This is a genomic window from Pseudomonas sp. SJZ103, assembly GCF_007828335.1.
GTDB lineage: Bacteria > Pseudomonadota > Gammaproteobacteria > Pseudomonadales > Pseudomonadaceae > Aquipseudomonas.
Map to the genome: position 1 here is coordinate 114,206 of NZ_VIUN01000010.1, position 19,152 is coordinate 133,357.

The 19,152-nt window shown below is 62.8% G+C and carries 17 protein-coding genes and 2 pseudogenes; 9 read left to right on the forward strand and 10 right to left on the reverse strand.

The genetic code is table 11. The features are described 5' to 3' along the window. Positions 1-5 precede the first annotated feature (5 nt). Positions 6-1,469, forward strand: coding sequence for an NADH-quinone oxidoreductase subunit NuoN (gene nuoN / locus FBY10_RS20980; RefSeq protein ID WP_003174731.1), 1,464 nt, complete (start codon positions 6-8; stop codon positions 1,467-1,469). A 126-nt stretch (positions 1,470-1,595) separates the two neighbouring features. Here the strand turns inward: nuoN and FBY10_RS20985 are convergent, their stop codons facing one another. Together FBY10_RS20985 and FBY10_RS20990 are read right to left on the reverse strand one after the other, a co-directional pair. Beyond that, a complete protein-coding gene (locus tag FBY10_RS20985) occupies positions 1,596-2,348 on the reverse strand; it encodes an outer membrane beta-barrel protein (RefSeq protein WP_145337655.1) in 753 nt (250 codons plus the stop codon). A gap of 123 nt (positions 2,349-2,471) precedes the next feature. Next, positions 2,472-3,313: pseudogene (locus tag FBY10_RS20990) on the reverse strand (arylamine N-acetyltransferase). A 120-nt stretch (positions 3,314-3,433) separates the two neighbouring features. Between FBY10_RS20990 and FBY10_RS20995 the strand changes: the two are divergent. After that, positions 3,434-3,670, forward strand: a complete 237-nt coding sequence (locus tag FBY10_RS20995; RefSeq protein ID WP_027606320.1) for a DUF6555 family protein — start codon at positions 3,434-3,436, stop codon at positions 3,668-3,670. A 31-nt stretch (positions 3,671-3,701) separates the two neighbouring features. On the opposite strand, the gene FBY10_RS21000 is transcribed toward FBY10_RS20995, so the two are convergent. Continuing rightward, positions 3,702-3,902, reverse strand: a complete 201-nt coding sequence (locus FBY10_RS21000; protein ID WP_131698071.1) for a DUF6021 family protein — start codon at positions 3,900-3,902, stop codon at positions 3,702-3,704. A gap of 12 nt (positions 3,903-3,914) precedes the next feature. Further along, positions 3,915-4,094, reverse strand: a complete 180-nt coding sequence (locus FBY10_RS21005; protein WP_065940075.1) for a hypothetical protein — start codon at positions 4,092-4,094, stop codon at positions 3,915-3,917. Between the two features lie 133 nt (positions 4,095-4,227). Between FBY10_RS21005 and FBY10_RS21010 the strand changes: the two genes are divergently transcribed. Continuing rightward, positions 4,228-4,749 (forward strand): DUF3087 domain-containing protein, encoded by a 522-nt coding sequence (locus FBY10_RS21010; RefSeq protein WP_145337713.1) that lies wholly within the window; start codon positions 4,228-4,230, stop codon positions 4,747-4,749. 1 nt (position 4,750) lies between these two features. On the opposite strand, the gene FBY10_RS21015 is transcribed toward FBY10_RS21010, so the two are convergent. The 3 genes from FBY10_RS21015 to FBY10_RS21025 all read right to left on the reverse strand — a co-directional run bounded on the left by FBY10_RS21015 (position 4,751) and on the right by FBY10_RS21025 (position 8,293). Next, complete coding sequence (locus FBY10_RS21015) at positions 4,751-5,884, reverse strand: MFS transporter (protein ID WP_131698074.1); 1,134 nt, start codon at positions 5,882-5,884, stop codon at positions 4,751-4,753. A 57-nt stretch (positions 5,885-5,941) separates the two neighbouring features. Then, entirely contained in the window at positions 5,942-7,309 is a 1,368-nt protein-coding gene (locus FBY10_RS21020) for an MFS transporter (RefSeq protein WP_145337654.1), read from the reverse strand. Positions 7,310-7,429: 120 nt separating this feature from the next. After that, the gene (locus tag FBY10_RS21025; RefSeq protein WP_145337653.1) at positions 7,430-8,293 is read right to left on the reverse strand and encodes a Dyp-type peroxidase; all 864 of its coding nucleotides are present in this window, start codon (positions 8,291-8,293) and stop codon (positions 7,430-7,432) included. Positions 8,294-8,444: 151 nt separating this feature from the next. Between FBY10_RS21025 and FBY10_RS21030 the strand changes: the two genes are divergently transcribed. Next, complete coding sequence (locus FBY10_RS21030) at positions 8,445-10,061, forward strand: NADP-dependent glyceraldehyde-3-phosphate dehydrogenase (RefSeq protein WP_145337652.1); 1,617 nt, start codon at positions 8,445-8,447, stop codon at positions 10,059-10,061. A gap of 105 nt (positions 10,062-10,166) precedes the next feature. Beyond that, positions 10,167-11,228 carry an FUSC family protein gene (locus tag FBY10_RS21035; protein ID WP_145337651.1) on the forward strand — a complete coding sequence of 354 codons (1,062 nt, stop codon included), beginning with the start codon at positions 10,167-10,169 and terminating at the stop codon, positions 11,226-11,228. Between the two features lie 168 nt (positions 11,229-11,396). Here FBY10_RS21035 and FBY10_RS21040 read toward each other — a convergent pair whose 3' ends face one another. Further along, positions 11,397-12,155, reverse strand: a complete 759-nt coding sequence (locus FBY10_RS21040; protein WP_131698079.1) for a TetR/AcrR family transcriptional regulator — start codon at positions 12,153-12,155, stop codon at positions 11,397-11,399. Between the two features lie 362 nt (positions 12,156-12,517). Here FBY10_RS21040 and FBY10_RS21045 point away from each other — a divergent pair, with 362 nt between their 5' ends. From FBY10_RS21045 to FBY10_RS21060, 4 genes are read left to right on the forward strand one after another with little or no spacing between them, the layout of a single operon-like run. After that, the gene (locus FBY10_RS21045) at positions 12,518-13,222 is read left to right on the forward strand and encodes an ABC transporter ATP-binding protein (protein WP_131698080.1); all 705 of its coding nucleotides are present in this window, start codon (positions 12,518-12,520) and stop codon (positions 13,220-13,222) included. After that, positions 13,219-14,418 carry an ABC transporter permease gene (locus tag FBY10_RS21050; protein ID WP_145337650.1) on the forward strand — a complete coding sequence of 400 codons (1,200 nt, stop codon included), beginning with the start codon at positions 13,219-13,221 and terminating at the stop codon, positions 14,416-14,418. Before FBY10_RS21045 ends, FBY10_RS21050 begins: the two co-directional genes overlap by 4 nt. Beyond that, on the forward strand, positions 14,411-15,889 hold the full coding sequence (locus tag FBY10_RS21055; RefSeq protein WP_131698082.1) for a TolC family protein: 1,479 nt from the start codon (positions 14,411-14,413) through the stop codon (positions 15,887-15,889). Before FBY10_RS21050 ends, FBY10_RS21055 begins: the two co-directional genes overlap by 8 nt. After that, on the forward strand, positions 15,879-17,120 hold the full coding sequence (locus FBY10_RS21060; protein ID WP_145337649.1) for an efflux RND transporter periplasmic adaptor subunit: 1,242 nt from the start codon (positions 15,879-15,881) through the stop codon (positions 17,118-17,120). Before FBY10_RS21055 ends, FBY10_RS21060 begins: the two co-directional genes overlap by 11 nt. Positions 17,121-17,140: 20 nt before the next feature. On the opposite strand, the gene FBY10_RS21065 is transcribed toward FBY10_RS21060, so the two are convergent. Both FBY10_RS21065 and FBY10_RS21070 read right to left on the reverse strand, forming a co-directional pair. Beyond that, entirely contained in the window at positions 17,141-18,535 is a 1,395-nt protein-coding gene (locus FBY10_RS21065) for an FAD/NAD(P)-binding protein (protein WP_145337648.1), read from the reverse strand. Positions 18,536-18,547: 12 nt separating this feature from the next. Further along, positions 18,548-19,111, reverse strand: a pseudogene (locus FBY10_RS21070) (ABC transporter ATP-binding protein); the annotation flags it as partial. Positions 19,112-19,152 lie beyond the last annotated feature (41 nt).

A 19,152-nucleotide genomic window follows, 5' to 3' on the forward strand; every position in this document is an offset into this window, starting at 1 on the left:
GCGCTATGGAATTCACGATCCAACACTTTATCGCGCTTGCGCCGCTGCTGATCACCAGCCTCACCATCGTGGTGGTGATGCTGGCGATCGCCTGGCGCCGCAATCACTCACAAACGTTCCTGCTGTCGTGCGCCGGTTTGAACCTGGCCTTGCTGTCGATTATCCCGGCACTCAAGGTCGCGCCACTGGCGGTGACCCCGCTGATGATGGTCGATGACTTCGCGCTGCTGTATATCGCGCTGATCCTCGTCGCCACCCTCGCCTGCGTCACCCTCGCCCACGCCTACCTCGGCGAAGGCGGCACCGGCTACCCGGGCAACCGCGAAGAGCTGTACCTGCTGATCCTGCTGGCTGCGGCCGGCGGTATCGTGCTGGTCAGCGCTCAGCACCTGGCCGGCTTGTTCATCGGCCTGGAACTGCTGTCGATCCCGACCTACGGCCTGGTGGCCTACGCCTTCTTCAACAAGCGTTCCCTGGAAGCCGGCATCAAGTACATGGTGCTGTCGGCTGCCGGTTCCGCGTTCCTGTTGTTCGGTATGGCCCTGCTCTACGCCGAAGCCGGCAGCCTGAGCTTCACCGGTATCGGTCACGCCCTGGCGGCCACCAACAGCCCCGCGCCGATTGCCCAACTGGGCCTGGCGATGATGCTGATCGGCCTGGCGTTCAAGCTCTCCCTGGTGCCGTTCCACCTGTGGACCCCGGACGTGTACGAAGGCGCCCCGGCGCCGGTGGCGGCGTTCCTGGCGACTGCGTCCAAGGTCGCTGTGTTTGCGGTGATGGTGCGTCTGTTCCAGATCTCGCCTGCCGCCAACACCGGCGTGCTGAGCAACGTGCTGACCGTGATTGCCATCGCGTCGATCCTGTTCGGCAACCTGCTGGCGCTGACCCAGAATAACCTCAAGCGTCTGCTGGGTTACTCGTCCATCGCTCACTTCGGCTACCTGCTGATCGCCCTGGTGGCGAGCAAAGGCCTGGCCGTGGAAGCCATCGGCGTGTACCTGGTCACCTACGTGATCACCAGCCTCGGCGCGTTCGGCGTGATCACGCTGATGTCCTCGCCTTATAAAGGCCGTGACGCCGACGCCCTGTACGAATACCGCGGCCTGTTCTGGCGCCGTCCGTACCTGACCGCCGTACTCACCGTGATGATGCTGTCCCTGGCCGGTATCCCGCTGACTGCGGGTTTCATCGGCAAGTTCTACATCGTCGCTACCGGTGTCGAAGCCCACGAGTGGTGGCTGGTTGCGTCCCTGGTGCTGGGCAGTGCCATCGGCGTGTTCTACTACCTGCGCGTGATGGTCACCCTGTACCTGATCGAGCCAAACCTGCGCCGTGTGGATGCCGAGCTGCACTGGGAACAGAAAGCCGGTGGTGTGATGCTGCTGGCTATCGCCCTGCTCGCCTTCTTCTTGGGCGTGTACCCACAACCGTTGCTCACCCTGGTGCAGCACGCGGTGCTGGGGGTTTGATCGCTTAGCGGTATGTGAGTCAACAGAAACGGCGCCTTCGGGCGCCGTTTTTGCGTTCTGGGCTGACCTGCAATAGCTCTAAAAAAAACGCCCCGAATGTTCGGGGCGTTTTACGTTGCAACCGCGTTAAAACGCGATGCCTACCTTGACCCCGTATTCATCCCGCTTGAGCCGAGTGTTATCGGCCACGTCGGAATCACCGTCCAGCTTGTATTCGGTGCGGGTGTAGTAAAGGCCCGCCATCACCGGCAGGTCGCCCTTCTGGTTCATCAGCAGGCTGACTTCGGCGTAAGGGTTGGTGCGGTCCTTGAGGTCTACGGTGTCGCTGCCCACGCCGTCCACCTTGAGCTTCGTACGACCATCAAGGGTGCGACGCGCACCCGCTTCAAAACGCAGCGTCATGTCATCGAACTGATGGTTGTAGCCCAAGGCGGCCTTGGCGAACGGCGACTTGTTGGTGAGTTCCATGTCGTAGTCGTTCGAGTCCAGCTCATAGCGGGTCCAGCTGTAACCGCCGCCAACGATCACGTCGACAAAGTTGCGCGCATCCAGCGCGGCACGCCAGCCGAGATCCAGGTCGGCCTGGCCTTCCTTGAGTGTGTTATCACTCTTTTCACCGTACTTGGCTTCCACGCCTGCCTGGTAGATAAAGCCCGACTCGGCGGTGAGCTTGTTGCCGAAGTTGTAGAAAAGGCCGGCTTCGGGCATGTGGTCCTTATCACTTTCACTCCCGCCTTCGAGCTTGAAGTCGTTGTAGCTGCCCAGAATCCCAAAGGTAGAAATCGGGTCAGTGGACGGTGCGGCGAACACCACGGCTGGCGCGGCGACCAGCGCCAGCAGTGAGGAATGCTTGAGGAAGTTTCCGAATAGTTTGGACATCGTTTACATCTCCTTGTCTGGTGGGCAAATTATTCAGGAAACGCTTCGAACCCGGGTTGGCACCAAAGGTTCGAAAAAATTTGCCCCCTCTTGGAGGTAAAACGGTTCAGCGATGGCTCTAGATCAATACTCCTGGCGGGCAGCCATTACCAAGCCATCAAGGGTTGAATCCAGCTGAGGGTGAACCGGCACGCGAATCCCAAAAGTAGTGCCCAGCACTCCCAGCAGTTCGTCGGCGCTCTGGATCACGCGCTTGTCACTCGGCCGATCCAGGTAGTGAATCGCATAATGGGCGTTGTTCAAGGTGTGGCGTTCGCCCGCTGCCAGGCGTGCGACTTTCAATTGGCCCAGGAACGGCGAACCTGGATGGGTAGAGACGTACCAGTTACCGATTTCGTAGTCGATGTCTGCCTGCACTTGCAGGTCGAACACATACAAGCCACGCCATTCCCCCGCGACCTCGGCCCACAAGGTGTAGCTGCCCTCCTGCTCATTGAGCGTCAGGCGATACGGCTCATGGGCCGTGGCCTGAACGGCTTGTGTGTGTGCAACTGCAACGGACTGCTGGGCACCATGCCACCAAAGCCGACGTCGGTGACGTAACGCACGCCGTCCAGTGTCACCAGGCTCAGGCGATGGGTACGCGCCGTGCGCGCCTCCGGTGGCCCGCCCATCACCACCCGGCCGGTAATGCCGCGTGCATCAAAGCCCAACTCTTGCAACAGCGCCAGGAACATCTGGTTCAACTCATAGCAATACCCACCCCGCCCCTCGAACAGGACTTTCTGCTCGACGCTGTGCAAGTCGATCGGCACCGGCAGGCGCAGCAGGGTCGACAGGCTTTCAAAGGCGAAGGTGCACACATGACGCAGTTGCAAATCCCGCAGGGTCTGCAGGGTGGGCGGTGGTGGCGAGTCGTAACCCAGGCGTTGCAGGTACAGGCGGCTATGGTTCAGGAGGGTCATGGCGCGATCCTTGGGCGCGGAAGGGAGGGGTCACTATGCCGCGCAAGCATGCAGATTGTCATTTTGAGTGAACCTTTTTAAACCGTTCCCTATCCATCTATAACAAGACAGGGAGGCAACATGAGTACCGCAAAAATCTACACCATCCACTACCAACTGCACGGTCAACCGAAGTCCTTTGTGGTGCGTGCCGAAGTGATGAACAACGCCGAGGCGTGGCACTGGGCGGCCGTTGACGCTGACATTGCGCATGTCAGCCGTATCGGCCGGGTTGGTCATGAACAGGTGAAAAAAACCACGCGCCCATGGGCAGAGAAGTACGGCATCACCGACGTCACCTGGATGCCGCCAAGATAAACAAAAGCCCCGCTCAATGGCGGGGCTCAGTTCATTTTTTCAAGTCGCCCAACGGATCGTAGGGCGGCTTTTTTTTCGCCTCTTCCTTGTCCTTTTTATCCAGCGGGGCGATGGCCGGACCTACCGGATCAACCTGCGGATCTGCCACATCCGGCGAGTCCGGATCAAATCCCAACTCATCCTTGCCGCTGGCGTGTTCGTTGGAGGGGGGTCCATCCGAGCGCTTGTTCATCATGGTCTCCTGTTATAGGGGGCGAGCTTTGTCGTGGAGATTTTCCAGGTCTTCTTCGACGCGCTCCACATCATCCTGTGCATCACGCTCTTTCGGGTCATTGGGGCGCAAGGCATCGTTGTCACGCTCTTCTTCACCGGGGGTGCGATCAGGGTCGGGTGTACCGGGCGGTGGCTGCTTGTATTCGGGCATGGTGGTTCACCTCAAAGGGAGTACACCGGTTTAGAGAAACTGCCCCAGATCATGGTTCAACTTGATTGCCCCACCGCTGACCGCTGGCCATGAGAAGATGCCACTCCCTACCCGCCCTGGAGACCTGGACCGGATGTTCGAGCTCAAACCCTGCGACCCCGTCACCTACCGCCAACAGACCCGCCGCAGCACGCTGATCGTAGCCGTGCTGTTCATGGCCTTGGCCATGCTGCTGTCGAGCCTGGCGGTAATGCTGTTCGGCGAACCCGGCGGTGACAACATGCGCTTCAATGTCGGCGGCGTATTCGCCGGGGTGTTGATTACCCTCGCCCTGGTGCGCGGCCCGTTCTGGAGCCAACCCTGGCTGGCGCCGGCCGTGTATGGCTGGCAGCTCAAGCGCAACCTGATGCGCGTGACCAATGTGATGCACACCGTCACAGAGCGGGTGCAGGCCAATGACCCGACGGCGATCAAGGTGCTGCGTTTCTACCATTTGGGGCTGACGCAGATGCATGAACTGGATGCCAACTCCAGCGCCCAGGCGCAGTTGGTCGGCGAAATGAACGCGCATAAAAACAAGATGCAGGCACTGGGGATGGACACCGAGCAGACCCGTTTCGATCCCACCTGGCTGGAAGGCTTGAAAAGCGCGTAAGTCAGTCGCCAGCCACACGCGTACGCCAGCAAAACAGCGCACTCACCGCAATCGCAGCGCCTGCCACGCCAAACACCAGGGGTGCCGAGGCCACCGGCAACAGCAGGCCCGCCAGCAGCGGCCCGAGGCCCGCGCCGATATCACGCCATACCGCGTTGGACGCCAGGGCCGACACCCGCATCGAACCGGGGTTGCGCTCGGCGACCAAGGTGGTCACCAGGGGCAGTTGCAACGCGCGCAGCACCAACACCGCTGCCGCGCCGACAACCACCCAATAGCTGCCGAACGCCGTCAAGGCCAAGGCACTCATGAACGAAAACAGCAACAACATCGAGGTGGCGCCAAAGCGCTGCGCCGCGCGGCCGCCCAGGGGGCTCAGGAGCATTTCCGAGACATAACGCAGGGCCATCAAGCCGCCCGCGATCAGCACCGCGTCGCCGCCGAGCAGCTTCTGCGCCTGGATCGACAGGCCGAAAATAAACAGTCCGTCCAGCGCCACGCCTTCGATAAACGACCACATCGCCACGCTGTCGGGCCATTGGAAGCGGCGCCCGGGGGTACTGTGCAAATCATGCCCGGCGCTGGGCAGGCTGCGCGCCATCCACAGCCCCACCAGGCAACAGCCGGCGAGGATCACAAAGATCGGTCGCGGCCCGGCCCACAGCGTCAGCCAGCCACCCAACGGCAACGCCAGCATCGGCCCCCAGGCGATCAACGCCCGCGATCGCCCTGCCCGCCGCGCGGCGCCCTCCGGTTCGGAGGTGGCCAATACCTGGGTCGACAGGTTCAACGCGGCAAAACACAGGCCCCACACCAGCCGCAGCCCCAACAATGCGGCAAAACCCGACAACACCGAATTACCCAGCGCACACAGCGTTGCGGCACCGGCGGCGATCATGCAGGTCAGGCGATCACCGTTGCGTGCGTAGAAATTCAGCACATGCCGGTAACCGAAAATCCGCACCAGCCGGTTGGCCGCCAGCAACACCCCGGCCTGGGCGAGCGTGATGCCGAAGGCCTGGGACTCCATGGGCAGCAGCAGATAGAGCAACACGTCACTGGGCAGGCATAAAGCCAGGGTCAACGCAGCGCGGCGGGAATGGGTATCAGCAGTGCGGAGGGCCAGGCTGGACATAAATCTGAAACATCCCGAAATATTCAGGTCGCCACGGTAGCCCTCCCGCCGCAGGTTTTACAACGGCTTTTTCCCGTAAGGCAGCAGACGCAGGCCGCTGGCCACGGCGCCCACCAGCGCAAACACACAACCCAGCCATAGCGCATACAGCGGGCCATTGCCCAGGGACAGGTGGAAACACAACGCCACCAACGACGCCCCCAGCGTCTGCCCCAGCAACCGCGAAATCGCCACGATGCCGCTGGCCCCACCGCTGCGCGCCAACGGCGCACTGGTCATCAAGGCTTTGAGGTTGGGCGACTGGAAGAAGCCGAAACCGGCACCGCACAGCGCCATGCGCCAGCCGATATCGAAGGCCGATGCGCCGTTGCCCAAGGTCGCCAACGCGGCCATCCCCACGCTCAACATCAACAGCCCGATACCACACAGCAGGCCCAGGGACACACGGTCAGCCAGGCGACCGGCGACCAGCGCCATCACCGCCACGACCGCTGGCCACGGCGTCATCAGGAATCCGGTTTCCACCTGGCTATGCCCCAGCACCGCCTGCAACAGAAAGGGCAGCGACACAAAGGCCAGGCCCTGGGCGCTGAAGGCGCAGATCGCCGTGAGGGAAGACAAGGCAAACACCGGGCGCTTGAACAGATCCAACGCCAGCATCGGCGCCGGGTGCCCGGCCTGGCGGCGCAGCAGCAAAGCGCCACATACCAGCGCCACCGCAATCAAGCCCAGGGTCAACGCCCCCTGCGCACCATGCACCGCCGTGCCCAGCCCCAGCACCAGCAAGGCGAACAAGCCGGCACACAGCATGGCCGCGAGGCGGTCGAAGGCATGCCCGGTCATCGGCAGGGTCGGCAATGAACGCAGGCCCAGTGCCAGGGCCAGCAGCCCCAACGGCACATTGATCAGGTACAGCCAGTGCCAGGTCGCCACCGACAGAATCGCCGACGCCGCCGTGGGCCCCAGGGTAAACGCCAGCCCCACCACCAGCGAGTTATAGCCCAGGCCACGCCCGAGCATTTTTGACGGGTAGATATGCCGCAGCAACGCCGTATTGACACTCATGATCGCCGCCGCCCCCAGCCCCTGCACCACACGGGCGGCGGTCAGGCTGACCAGCGAGCCGGCCAGCCCGCAAAACAGCGACGAGACGATAAACAGCAGCAACCCGCCGAGATACACGCGGCGGTGCCCGAGCACATCGCTGAGCGACGCAAACGGCAGCACCGTGGCGATAATCGCCAACTGGTAAGCGTTGACCACCCAGATCACCGAGGCGGAATCGGTGCCAATCCCTTCGGCCAGGGTCGGCAACGCCGTGTTGACGATGGCCGTGTCCAGCGTCGCCATGCCGATTCCCAGGGAGATCGCGATCACGGCTGGCAGGCGTTTATTGAGGGGCAGCCCATCGGCAACAGAAGACATGAACAATCCGGACAGTGTGGCGAAGGCGTCTAGAGTACGGGCAGATGGGGATTTTTTCAGTGGGGGATTGCGTGGCTGTCCGAATTTTCATGTTCAGCCACGATTACCAGGCAGAGACGCTCAGCCTGCCAGCGCACTCAGGTCCAGCCGCCCAGCGAGGGTCGGCGGGCACCAGTAGTAACCACCGGTCAACGGCGTGCTGATCCGATACAGGCCATCGACAATCCCGTCTTCCAACCCGCTCATGCGGCGCAGTTGCGCTTCGAACGCATCGAAGGAATGGCCGAATGCAAGGAACATCAACCCGGCCTGGCCGTTTTCGGCCCAGGGCATCGAGCGGCGCACCACGAAGGCTTCCGGGGTGAAGCTTTCCTGGGCGGTACGCTTGGTGTGGGCGGATTCGGGAGCGTCTTCCAGCTCTTCGTTGTCGCCATGCCGGCGGCCGATGATGTAGTCACGCTCCTGGGCGGGCAACGCGGCGAAACCATCGAGGTCGTGCTGCCATTGCTGGATCGCGGCGAAACTGGCGCCGCTGTCGGTCAAGGCGGCTTCAACGGCGGCGTCTTCGTGAGGGTTTTCGGTGCCGTCTTCGTAGTCGGTGAGGTCGAAGCCCGTCTTGTAGCGGAAGCCTTCGGTCGACTGCACCAGGCGAAACGCCGGGGCCAGGGCCTTCTCGAAAGCGCGACTGCGCAGCAGCAACTCGCCGCGATCGACGCCATGCAGCCACACCCACAGTGCCTGCTGGGTGGACGGGTTGTGCGCGCCCGGCGCGCTCACGGCAGGAAAGCTGCGCAAGCCATCAATCGTTGCACCCAGCGCGTTTACCAGCGGCTCGCCAAATCCGACCACTGCCGCCGAATCGGTCAACTGCACCAGCGCGTCCAGCGCAGCGGGCACGGCTGCCAGGGTATCCACGACAAAAAACAGATGGCGTGCCTGCAAAGGCACCGGTGCGGCAAGAATGCCCGGCTGGTACTGACTCATGTGAACTCCTTCAAGAAAGGCGCGCAGTCTACTATCTCGAAGAGCAGGCCACACGCTCCGGTGCGTACTGCAAAGCGCACAAGCCTTGCCATAGAGCCCTGTGTTGGGTGACTCTCTAGTCATATTTTGCAACTATTCCAGGGGAAGTGACATGACCACCAGCAACCTGCTCGACCAGCTGTTTCCCACCAGCGTCGCCGATATTCCCGAGCAATACCGCCTGGCGGCGCCCATCGAACAGCGTGATTACCTGGTCAACGGCCAGTTGCAGGTGTGGAGCGGCCCCTTGGCCCAGGTGCAGAGCCCGGTGCAATTGGGCGACCGCCGCGTGGTGATCGGCAGCACGCCGTTGCTGGACGCCGACACCGCCCTCACCGCCCTCGATGCCGCCGTGCGCGCTTATGACCGTGGCCAGGGTGAATGGCCGACGATGCGGGTGGTGGAGCGTATCCAGCACGTCGAGGCATTTTTGCGACGTATGCGCGAACAGCGCGACGCAGTGGTCAAGCTGCTGATGTGGGAGATCGGCAAGAACCTCAAGGACTCACAGAAAGAGTTCGACCGCACCTGCGACTACATCACCGACACCATCAATGCCCTCAAGGAACTCGACCGCCGCAGCAGCCGCTTCGAGCTGGAACAGGACACCCTCGGGCAAATCCGCCGCGTCCCCCTGGGCGTGGCGCTGTGCATGGGCCCCTATAACTACCCGCTCAACGAGACGTTTACCACGCTGATCCCGGCGCTGATCATGGGCAACACCGTGGTGTTCAAGCCGGCCAAGCTGGGTGTGCTGCTGATTCGACCGTTGCTGGAGGCCTTCCGCGACAGCTTCCCGGCCGGGGTGATCAACGTGATCTACGGCAGCGGCCGCGAAACCGTCAGTGCGTTGATGGCCAGCGGCAAGATCGACATCTTTGCCTTTATCGGCACCAACAAGGCCGCCAGTGACTTGAAAAAACTGCACCCCAAGCCGCACCGCTTGCGTGCAGCACTGGGCCTGGATGCGAAAAACCCCGGCATCGTGCTGCCGGAGGTGGACCTGGACAACGCCGTCAGCGAGGCCGTCACCGGCTCGCTGTCCTTCAATGGCCAGCGTTGCACCGCGTTGAAAATCCTGTTTGTGCATGAAGACGTGGTCGACAGCTTCATCGAGAAATTCAACCGCAAACTGGAGACCCTCAAGCCCGGCATGCCCTGGGAAGACGGCGTTTCACTGACACCGCTGCCGGAAGTCGGCAAGGTGGATTACCTCCGCGAGCTGGTGGCCGATGCGCAACAACACGGCGCCCAGGTGGTGAACGCCAATGGCGGTACCCGCCGGGGTTCGTTCTTCTACCCGGCGGTGCTGTACCCGGTGAACCCGCAGATGCGCGTGTACCACGAGGAACAGTTCGGCCCGGTGGTGCCCATCGTGCCCTACCGTGATCTGGAGACGGTGATCGAGTACGTACTCGACTCGGACTTCGGCCAGCAATTGAGTATTTTCGGCACCAACGCCGTGGAAGTCGGGCGCCTGGTGGACACCTTTGCCAATCAGGTCGGCCGCATCAATATCAATGCCCAGTGCCAGCGCGGGCCGGACACGTTCCCGTTCAACGGGCGCAAGAACTCGGCCGAGGGCACGCTGTCGGTACATGACGCGCTGCGCGTGTTTTCGATCCGCACCCTGGTGGCGACCAAGTTCCAGGACAGCAACAAGGCGCTGGTCAGCGACATTCTGCGCAACCGCGACTCAAGCTTCCTGACCACCGACTATATCTTCTAAGGGCAATACCGATCTCAATGTGGGAGGGGCGGTGCGACGTTTCGACTTGTCCCCTCCCACATTTGGATTGTGTACATCTCCAAAACCGAGGCCACTTTAGTACTGATGAACCTGCCACTCTTCGCCCGGCGCCTGCTGCGCCCCCTGCTCGACCCGTACCGCCGCTATCGCCACGCCAAGCTGATCCACGCCGTGCGCGTGTCCATTGGCCTGCTGGCGACGATCCTGCTGACCACCGGCATCAACCTGCCCCATGGTGAATGGGCGTCGGTGACCATGCTGATTGTGATCGGTGGCTTGCAGCACCACGGCAATATCGGCAAGAAAGCCGTGGAGCGCGCCTACGGCACCTTGATCGGCGCCAGCGTCGGCTTGTTGCTGGTGGTGCAACAGGCCTACTTCGGCCAACCGCTGTTGACTTACCTGTTGATGTCGGTGGTGTGCGGGTTCTTTTCCTATCACGCCATCGGCAAGGGCGGCTACATCGCGCTGTTGTCGGCGATCACGGTGTTTATCGTCGCCGGGCACGGTGACAATCCGATCTCGGATGGCTTGTGGCGCACGGTCGACATCCTGATCGGTATCGTGCTGGCCCTGGCGTTCTCCTTCGCCCTGCCGCTGTATGCGGTGTACTCGTGGCGCTACAACCTGGCCAGCGCGTTGCGCGACTGTGCCGCGATCTATAGCCGGATCATCAATGGCCAATCGGTCACTGACGATGAACACCTCAAACTGCTGAACCGCTTGAATGCGGCGATGCTGCAATTGCGCTCGCTGATGCCGTCGGTGTCCAAGGAAGTGCGGATTTCCATGACCGAACTGGACGCCATCCAACGGCACCTGCGCATGTGCATGAGCACCCTGGAGATTCTCGGCAACACGCGACCGGACCCGCGCGATGAACAGGCGATGGCGCGTATGCAGGTGATGCTGAAAGCCGAGCACCGGCAGATTCGAGTGCAACTGGTGGGGATGGCGCGGGCATTGAAGTCGGGGGTCACGGAGCGGCTGGAGCGGCCCAGCCCTATCACCGGCGGCGAGCCCACGCTGGATGCGCCGGTTTACAGTGCGCTGGATGGGTATCGATTGTTAACGGTGCAACTGGCGGCGAATGTGGACGCGATGCGCCAACGACTGGCCAAGAGCGCCGGGCGTTGGAGGATCTAGAAAGGTGGCCCGTTGACCTGTTTACTCACATCAACACTTTCACACTTTCTCTTACATATTTTTCACGTTTTATTCACATCCCGAGACGTAGTGTGAAGCCTCATCCGTTACAAATGTTGCACATCAAGCCCGCCGCCCCAGCGGGCTTTTTTTTGCCTGGGATTTGAGTTAGCGCGAGGCCTTCGCGGCCGGCGCGGCCGCTTGCTCACGAATGGCGCGCTGGGTATCCAGCACCTTGGCCAGCGCGTGTTCGGCTTCCGGGCTTTGCTGCGGCACACGAATCGCCGCCGAGACCAGGGTGATCAGCTTGGCCATCACTTCAGCGTCGGTCGCCGGGCGGCCCAGGCTCATGGAGTTCATCAGCAGGCGCAGTTCGGTACCCGCCATGACCCCGGAAATGGCCTTGAGGGCAAATTGCAGGCGCACTCCCAGCTCATTGCGCGGCAAGTCCGGCAAGGCCAGCGCGAAGGCTTCGAAGAAGCGCTGGAACACCGGCTGGTAATGCACCTTGAGGTATTCCTGGATAAACGGCGAGGTGTCGCTATACACCCGCCCGAGGAAACGGATGAACGAACGCCCTTCCCCACTGGCGCTGGCCGGGTCGCTGCGCTCCAGGCCCATGGCCGGAGCGAAGAGCACACCGAGCAAGGTGTCGCAATCAAGCGGGCCATCGGACTCGGCTTCACAACGCGCCAGCAGTTCCAGGCGCTGCTCGTTGAGCGGCTCCAGGCGTTGCATCAGCAGGGTCTTCATCAGGGAATCCTTGTCCCCGAAGTGGTAGTTCACAGCGGCCAGGTTCACCTGGGCGCGCTCGGTAATCTGCCGCAACAACACCGCGTCATAACCGTACTTAATGAAGAGAGCCTCTGTCGCATCCAGCAATCGAGTCTTGGTAACGTTTGGAGCGCTGAGTTTCTTCGCGACCATAAGGGTTCCACGGCGGAAATATTGTTTTAAAAAATAATTTGATTTTTTATACCGGTGCGGCCGTTCGAAAGCAAGTAGTGACACACCGCTATGCTATCCAAAGCCTTTGCCAATGGGCACTTTGAGGGCAGTCCCAGGTATTTTGGCAGCCCACCACACCGACGGGTGAAATCATTTCAAAGCGTAAAACCGCTCTACACCCACGGCTGGCGAAGCGCGGGGAACCCGGTTAGTATTCAAACAATATTTTAAAAACAAGAAATAAAACCAGTCCGAGACGCGAACCAGCTAGCTCCCGAACTTGTTACAAAGATTTACAAAGGGGGCAGGACGGCGGCGTCGAGACTGCAGGCGTAGTCACGATGACAGATACCCGCGCGCACCCAGGCTTGATTTCCCTGCAAGGTATCGGCAAGCGCTATCAGCTCGCCGGGCAGGAACTGACCATTCTCAATGAGGTGTGCCTGTCCATCGATCGCGGTGACAGCTGCGGCATCCTCGGCGCCTCGGGCTCCGGCAAAAGCACCCTGCTCAATATCCTCGGCCTCCTGGACTTGCCCAACAGCGGCCAGTACCACTTTGCCGGCCACGATATCTTCAGCGCCTCCCCGGACGAGCTGGCGGCGATCCGTAACCAGCAGATCGGTTTTGTGTTCCAGAGCTTCAACCTGCTGCCGCGCCTCAGCGCCCTGGACAACGTCGCCCTGCCCCTGAGTTATCGCGGCGTGTCCCGGCATGAATCAGTGGCGCAGGCCCTGCGCATGCTCGAACAGGTCGGGCTGGCGGAGCGCGCCCATCATCGTCCCGCCGACCTCTCCGGCGGCCAGCGCCAACGTGTGGCGATTGCCCGAGCATTGGTGGGCAAGCCTTCGGTGATCCTGGCCGACGAGCCCACCGGCAACCTCGACAGCAGCACCGCCCAGGACATCATGGACCTGCTCCTGGCCCTGAACCGCGAGCAACAGGTCACGTTGATCATCGTCACCCACGACCCGCATATCGCCGAGCGCCTGGAGCGCAGGATCCTGGTGCGCAATGGCGTGGTACACGAGGCCGACCGCCTATGAGCCTGCGGGTCGAACAGAGCTTCAGCCAATTGCTGCATGAAGCCTTCGTCAGCCTGCGCACCCTGGGCAAGCGCTCGGTCCTGGCCCTGCTGGGCATCGTCATCGGCAGTTCGTCGGTGGTGGCGCTGATCAATATCGGCCATAACGCGGCGGTGGATGCCGCGATGATTTTCAAGGACATGGGCACCGACACCCTGGTCGCCCAGTTCCCGCCCAAGGGCAGCAGCACCGTGCCGACGCCCGCGAAGCTCGACCTGGACGCCGTGCGCCAGGCCGTGCCGGGCATTGCCCATATCGGCGCACTGACCTTGTTCAGCGGGCCCATCGTGTTCCATGGCCGCACCACCAACGCCAACCTCGTAGGCAGCACACCGGACATCCAGGCGGCGATGCGCCTGGTGGTACGGCAGGGGCGCTTCCTGTCGAGCTTCGACGCCAACGAAACCTACGGCGTGATCGGTGACCAGGTGGCCCAGGCCCTCGGAACGCCGGGCGATCCGCTGCAACTGGGCGACCGCGTGCGCATCAACGACTACCTGTTCCTGGTGGTGGGCATTCTGCAGAACCAGCCCAGGGCAATGCTGATGCCGGTACAGGCCAACGATTCGTTGTTCATTCCCGCCGAAGGCATGCGCCGCATCTATGCCATGCCGCAGATCGGCAATGTGATCATCCGCGCCGCGCCCGGCCAGGACATGGAGCGCATTGCCAAGGAAGCCGCCAGCGCCTTGCAGACCCAGCTCACCGACCACACTGTCGACATCCAGGTGCCCCAGCAAATGATCGACGGCATGACCCGGCAAAGCCGCACGTTCGCCTACCTGCTGCTGGCCCTCGGCGCCATCTCCCTGGTCGGCGGCGGTGTGGGGGTGATGAATGTGATGCTGATGAACGTGTCGGAGCGCCGTCGTGAGATCGGCATTCGCATGGCCCTGGGCGCTCGCCAGCGCGACATCCGCAACCTGTTCCTGCTCGAAGCCGTTACCCTCACCGCCGTCGGCGCGCTGTGCGGCGCGGTACTCGGGATGACCGCCGCATGGCTCTATGCCTGGCTGTCGGGCTGGCTATTTGACCTGGCCGCTGCCGCCCTGCCCCTGGGGGTGGGCAGTACGTTGCTGGTGGGCCTGTTCTTTGGCATCTACCCGGCTGTCTCGGCCTCACGGTTGCAGCCGGTGGAGGCCCTGCGTGATGAATAAATGGCTCTGGCTACTCGCGCTGATCAGCCTGCCCGTCGGGGCGGCCGATGTGGTCATCAAGCCGTCGGCGCCGAGTACCACCCGCAGCGGTTACGACCGGGGCGTGTCCTTGAATGCCCAGGTCACCACCATGACCCTGGGTGACGCCGTGTACCTGGGCCTGCGCAACAACCCGGCGATCCGCAGCGCTTACCTGCAGCGGGTCGCGCAGAAATTCGACCTGCGTGTCGCCGAAGACGTGTTCAACCCCAAGCTCACCCTCAACAGCTATTACCGCAGCACCCGCGGCTCCCAGGACAGTGCGCGCAATGCCAACGTGGCGCCGGCCACCAGTTTGCTCAGTGAGTACGGCACCCGCTTGAGCATGGCCTGGACCCAGCAATTGAACAACGCCGACCGCGCCGGCCGTTACCGCAGCGACGGCCTCGACCTGGCGATCATCCAGCCGTTGATGCGCGGTGCCGGCTGGGACGCCACCACCGCACCGCTGCGCCTGTCACGCCTGTCGGAGCAGGCCAACCGCCTGAACCTCAAGGCGACCGTGGCGCAAACCATCAGCCAGATCATCGCCACCTACCGCGAACTGCTGCGGGCCCAGGAGCAACTGAGCATCGTGCAGGACGCCCTCAAGCGCTCCGGCACGCTGCTTGAAGTGAACAAGGCGTTGATCAGCGCCGGGCGCATGGCCGAGTTCGAAATCGTGCAGACCGAAGCCGACATCGCCACCCAGCAACTGGGCGTCGAAGAAGCGCAGAACCAGCTCGACACCAACCGCCTGGCCTTGCTGCGCCTGCTGGCCCTGGACCTGTCCACACCAATTCGCGCCAGCGAAGCCCTGGAGGCCAAGCCCCTGCAGATCGACAAACGCCAGGCCTTCAACCTCGCGCAGACCCAGCAACCGGAATACCTCGCCGCCCTGCTCGGCAGCCAGCAGGCCGACCTCAACCTGGTGATCGCCAAGGACTCCGGGCGCTGGCAGGTGGACCTGGTGGCCGGCGCGAACCAGATACGCGACGCCTACAATAACGACGGCGGCAGCACCAACAACCGCACCTGGGACAGCTACGCGGGGGTGCAGGTGCAGATCCCCATCGGCGACATCAGCACACGCCAGGCCGAAGTGCGTGCGCGGGTCAACGTGGAGGACCAGGAGATCCGCATCACCGACGCCCGCCAGGAACTGGAGCGCAGCGTCAACGACGTGGTGCGCGACCTCGGCACCCGCTGGCGCCAGTATGAAATCTCCCAGCGCGCGGTGGAGTTGTCGCGGCGCAAGATCGAGATCGAACGGGAAAAGCTCAGCGCCGGGCGCTCCACCAACTTCCAGGTGCTGAGTTTCGAGACCGACCTGCGCAATGCCGAAAACGCACAGCTCAACGCGCTGATCGCTTATTTGAACGCCCAGACCCAGCTCGACTTGACCCTGGGCATGACGCTGGAAAGTTGGGAAATCGCCCTCAATGACTATTAAACAGAAAGGCCTGCTGGGCGCTGTATTGATCGTGCTGCTGGCAGGCGCCGGGCTGGCCCTGCGCAGCCCGGCCGAAGGCCCGGCTGCCACCGGCGAGCAATGGCTGGCGGTCAAACCCGACCCGCTGGTGCATCAGATCGGCTTGGTGGGCAAGATCGAACCCGACACCACCCTCACCCTCACCGCGCCGTTCGACGGCAATGTGCAGGCCAACCTGGTGGAGCAAGGCCAGCGGGTCGAGGCCGGCCAGGTCCTGCTGCGCATGGACCCGGCCACCCTTGAAGTACAATTGCGCGACGCCCTCTCCGCCCAGCTCAAGGCAAGGCGCACCGTGCAGGAAATGCAGGACTGGGACAGCGGCCCCACCGTCAGCCGTGCGCGCCGCAGCCTGCGCACCGCCGAGATGACCGCCGGCAACACCCAGCGCAAACTCACCGAAAGCGAAAATCTGTTCAAGCGCGGCATCATCCCGCGCAACGAGCTGGACGACCTCAAGCAACAGACCCAGCAACAGCAGCTGGACCTCGCCGCCGCCCGCAGCGAACTGCAACAGGCCCTTGATCAGGGCAAGGGCGAGTACCGCCAGATCGCCGACATGGAACTGACCAACGCCACGGTGAAATACGAGGCCTTGCGCACCCTGCTCGAAGGCAAAGAGGTGAAGGCGCCGTTCTCCGGCATCGTGGTGCCCGCGCCCGGCAATAATGCGCCCCAAGGCGGCAACGCGAACGCGCCCATTCAGGCCGGCAGCAGGGTCAGCCAGGGCCAGGTGCTATTCGGCCTGGCCAATATCGAGCGGCTGAAGATCGTCGCCAAGGTCTCCGAGCTGGACATCAACCAGTTGCATCAGGGCCAGGCGGTGGAAGTGCTGGGCGATGGTTTTGACGGCGAACGGCTGAGCGGCTCGGTGAGCGTGGTCAGCGGCCTGGCGATTGCCGGCGACAGCCAGAGCAGCGCGCAGTTTCCGGTGACCCTGTCGATCCCCAGGCTGACCCCGCAACAGTTGCAGCGGGTGCGGCTGGGGATGAGTGCGCGGTTGACCATCGTCACTTACAACAATGCGCAGGCGATGGTGATTCCGAGCGAGGCGATCCAGGCGGATAGGACGGTGGAGTATCGAGAAACGATGGATAAGCCGGTGGAGCGCGTGAAGGTGACCACCGGGCAATCGACGGCGCAAGGGGTGGAAGTGTTCGGCCTAAAACCCGGCTTCGTAAAGACCTCAAGATAAATAGAGATCCCCTCCCACATTTAGAAATGCGCCAACTTCGATGCCAATGCCTTGGCCTGAAGGGCAACATCCGTTACCGCCGTGCTCTCCCACCACATCCCCCTCAACGGCGGGCCCATGGCGAACAATCGCGCGCTGACCTGGCCCTGGGCATCCAGCACTGCGCCGGACGTGTCCGCCGCAATCCCCAACGCCAACGGCCCGGGCGTGATCAGCCCGCGCTTGAGCAACTGCTGCGGTAACGGCCGGGCCACGCGGCGCCAGTCGTATTCGATGCCGCTGGAGTTGATCAGCGCTGCGCCCGATACCTGGGTGATCGCCTGTTCGCCCCGATAACGCAAACGAATGGTCACGCCCTCACCCGCAGGCTCCAGCCCCTTGAACGACGCCGCACGAATCCGCAACCGCCCCTCTTCATGCAGCCTTGCCACCAACTGCGCACTCAACGGCGGCGAGCGGTGGTGATGGCTTTCCCACCAGGGCCGTACATGCCGCACGAACTGACGTTTCTGGCCCTCGCTGGACTGGCTCCACAAACGCCCGATATGGGCGCGCACCGTGTCCAGTGGCGCCTGCCAATCGATACCCTGCGCCAGCGCCAGGCGGCATTGGCGACGCACCTCGCGCAGCAGTTGTCGCGGGCTGCGCAAGGCGTGGTCAGCGGCGAGGAAATCGTCCCAGCCCGGCGGTTGCCGGCGTACATGGGGCAACAAACCGTGGCGTGAAAACACCTCGATGGGCCCACGGTGCCCGGCCTGGTCCAGGGACACCACGGCGTCCACCATGGTCAACCCGGAGCCGATGATCAGCACGGTCGCCTGCGGGTCGAGGTGGGTCATGGCCTGCACGTCCCAGGGGTCCACGGCGGCGGCGTTCAACCCGCTGGATTCGGTCTGCGGCGTGCGCGCCGCCGGGAACATGCCGGTGGCCAACACCGCGTGGGCACCGCGCAGTTGTTGGCCATTGTCGAGGGTCAGCAACACTGAGACGTCGCCAACTTGCAAGTCGACGACTTCGGCGCGGATATGCTCGACGGTGGACGCCGACAACGCCTTGGCTTCAGCCAGCCGTTGCTGCGCATACAGGCCAAAAATCCCGCGTGGCGGGAACAGTTCGCTGATGGGCACGTGCTGCTGGTCCGACTCGGGCCAACCGCCGGCGCCGATGTAGTCGGTGAGCCATTGGGTCAGGTCATCGGCATTGTCCGGGTCGACGCTCATGCGCGCGGCATTGCCGTTCAGGGTGTGGCCCAGTTCGACGGCGCTGTAGGCCTCGCCACGCCCGAGTTCGGCGCGCGGTTCGATCACCAGGATCCGGCGCTGCCCAGGCAGGCGCAGCAGTTGCACCGCCAGCATTGTGCCGCTCAGGCCGCCGCCGATGATCAGGACATCAGCGTTGCGGAGGGATTCAGTCATGCATATTCGCCTTTACTGTTTACCCAGATAAATATCGTGCAAATCGCCCCGCGCCAACAGCTCGGCGGCGCTGCCACTCAAGGCCACGCGCCCAGTATCCAGCACGTAGCCCTGGGACGCATAGTTGAGCGCGACGTTGATGTTCTGCTCGGCGATCAGGAAGCTCACCTGCTGCTCGCGGTTGAGCTGCGCGATGATCTCGAAGATCTCCTGCACGATCATAGGCGCCAAACCCATGGACGGCTCGTCGAGCAGTACCAAAGTAGGATGGGTCATCAATGCGCGGCCAATGGCGACCATTTGCTGCTCGCCGCCGGACGTCAGGCCGGCCCGGGTGTGACGTTTGGTCTTGAGCCGGGGGAACCAGGCGTAGATGCGCTCCAGGTCTTGCTCCATGGCCTTGCGACTCAGGCGCCGCACAAAGCCGCCGCTGCGCAGGTTGTCTTCCACGGTGAGCTGGCCGAATACATGACGGCCTTCCAGCACATGCACCATGCCCTGGCGCACGCGCTGACTGGGGTCGACGCCGGCGTATTCGATCAGGCCCCGGCTGACCTCGGCGCGTTCGGCACGCAAGTTGTGCCCAGTGTTGCAGGTGTTCCAGGAGGGCCGTTGGT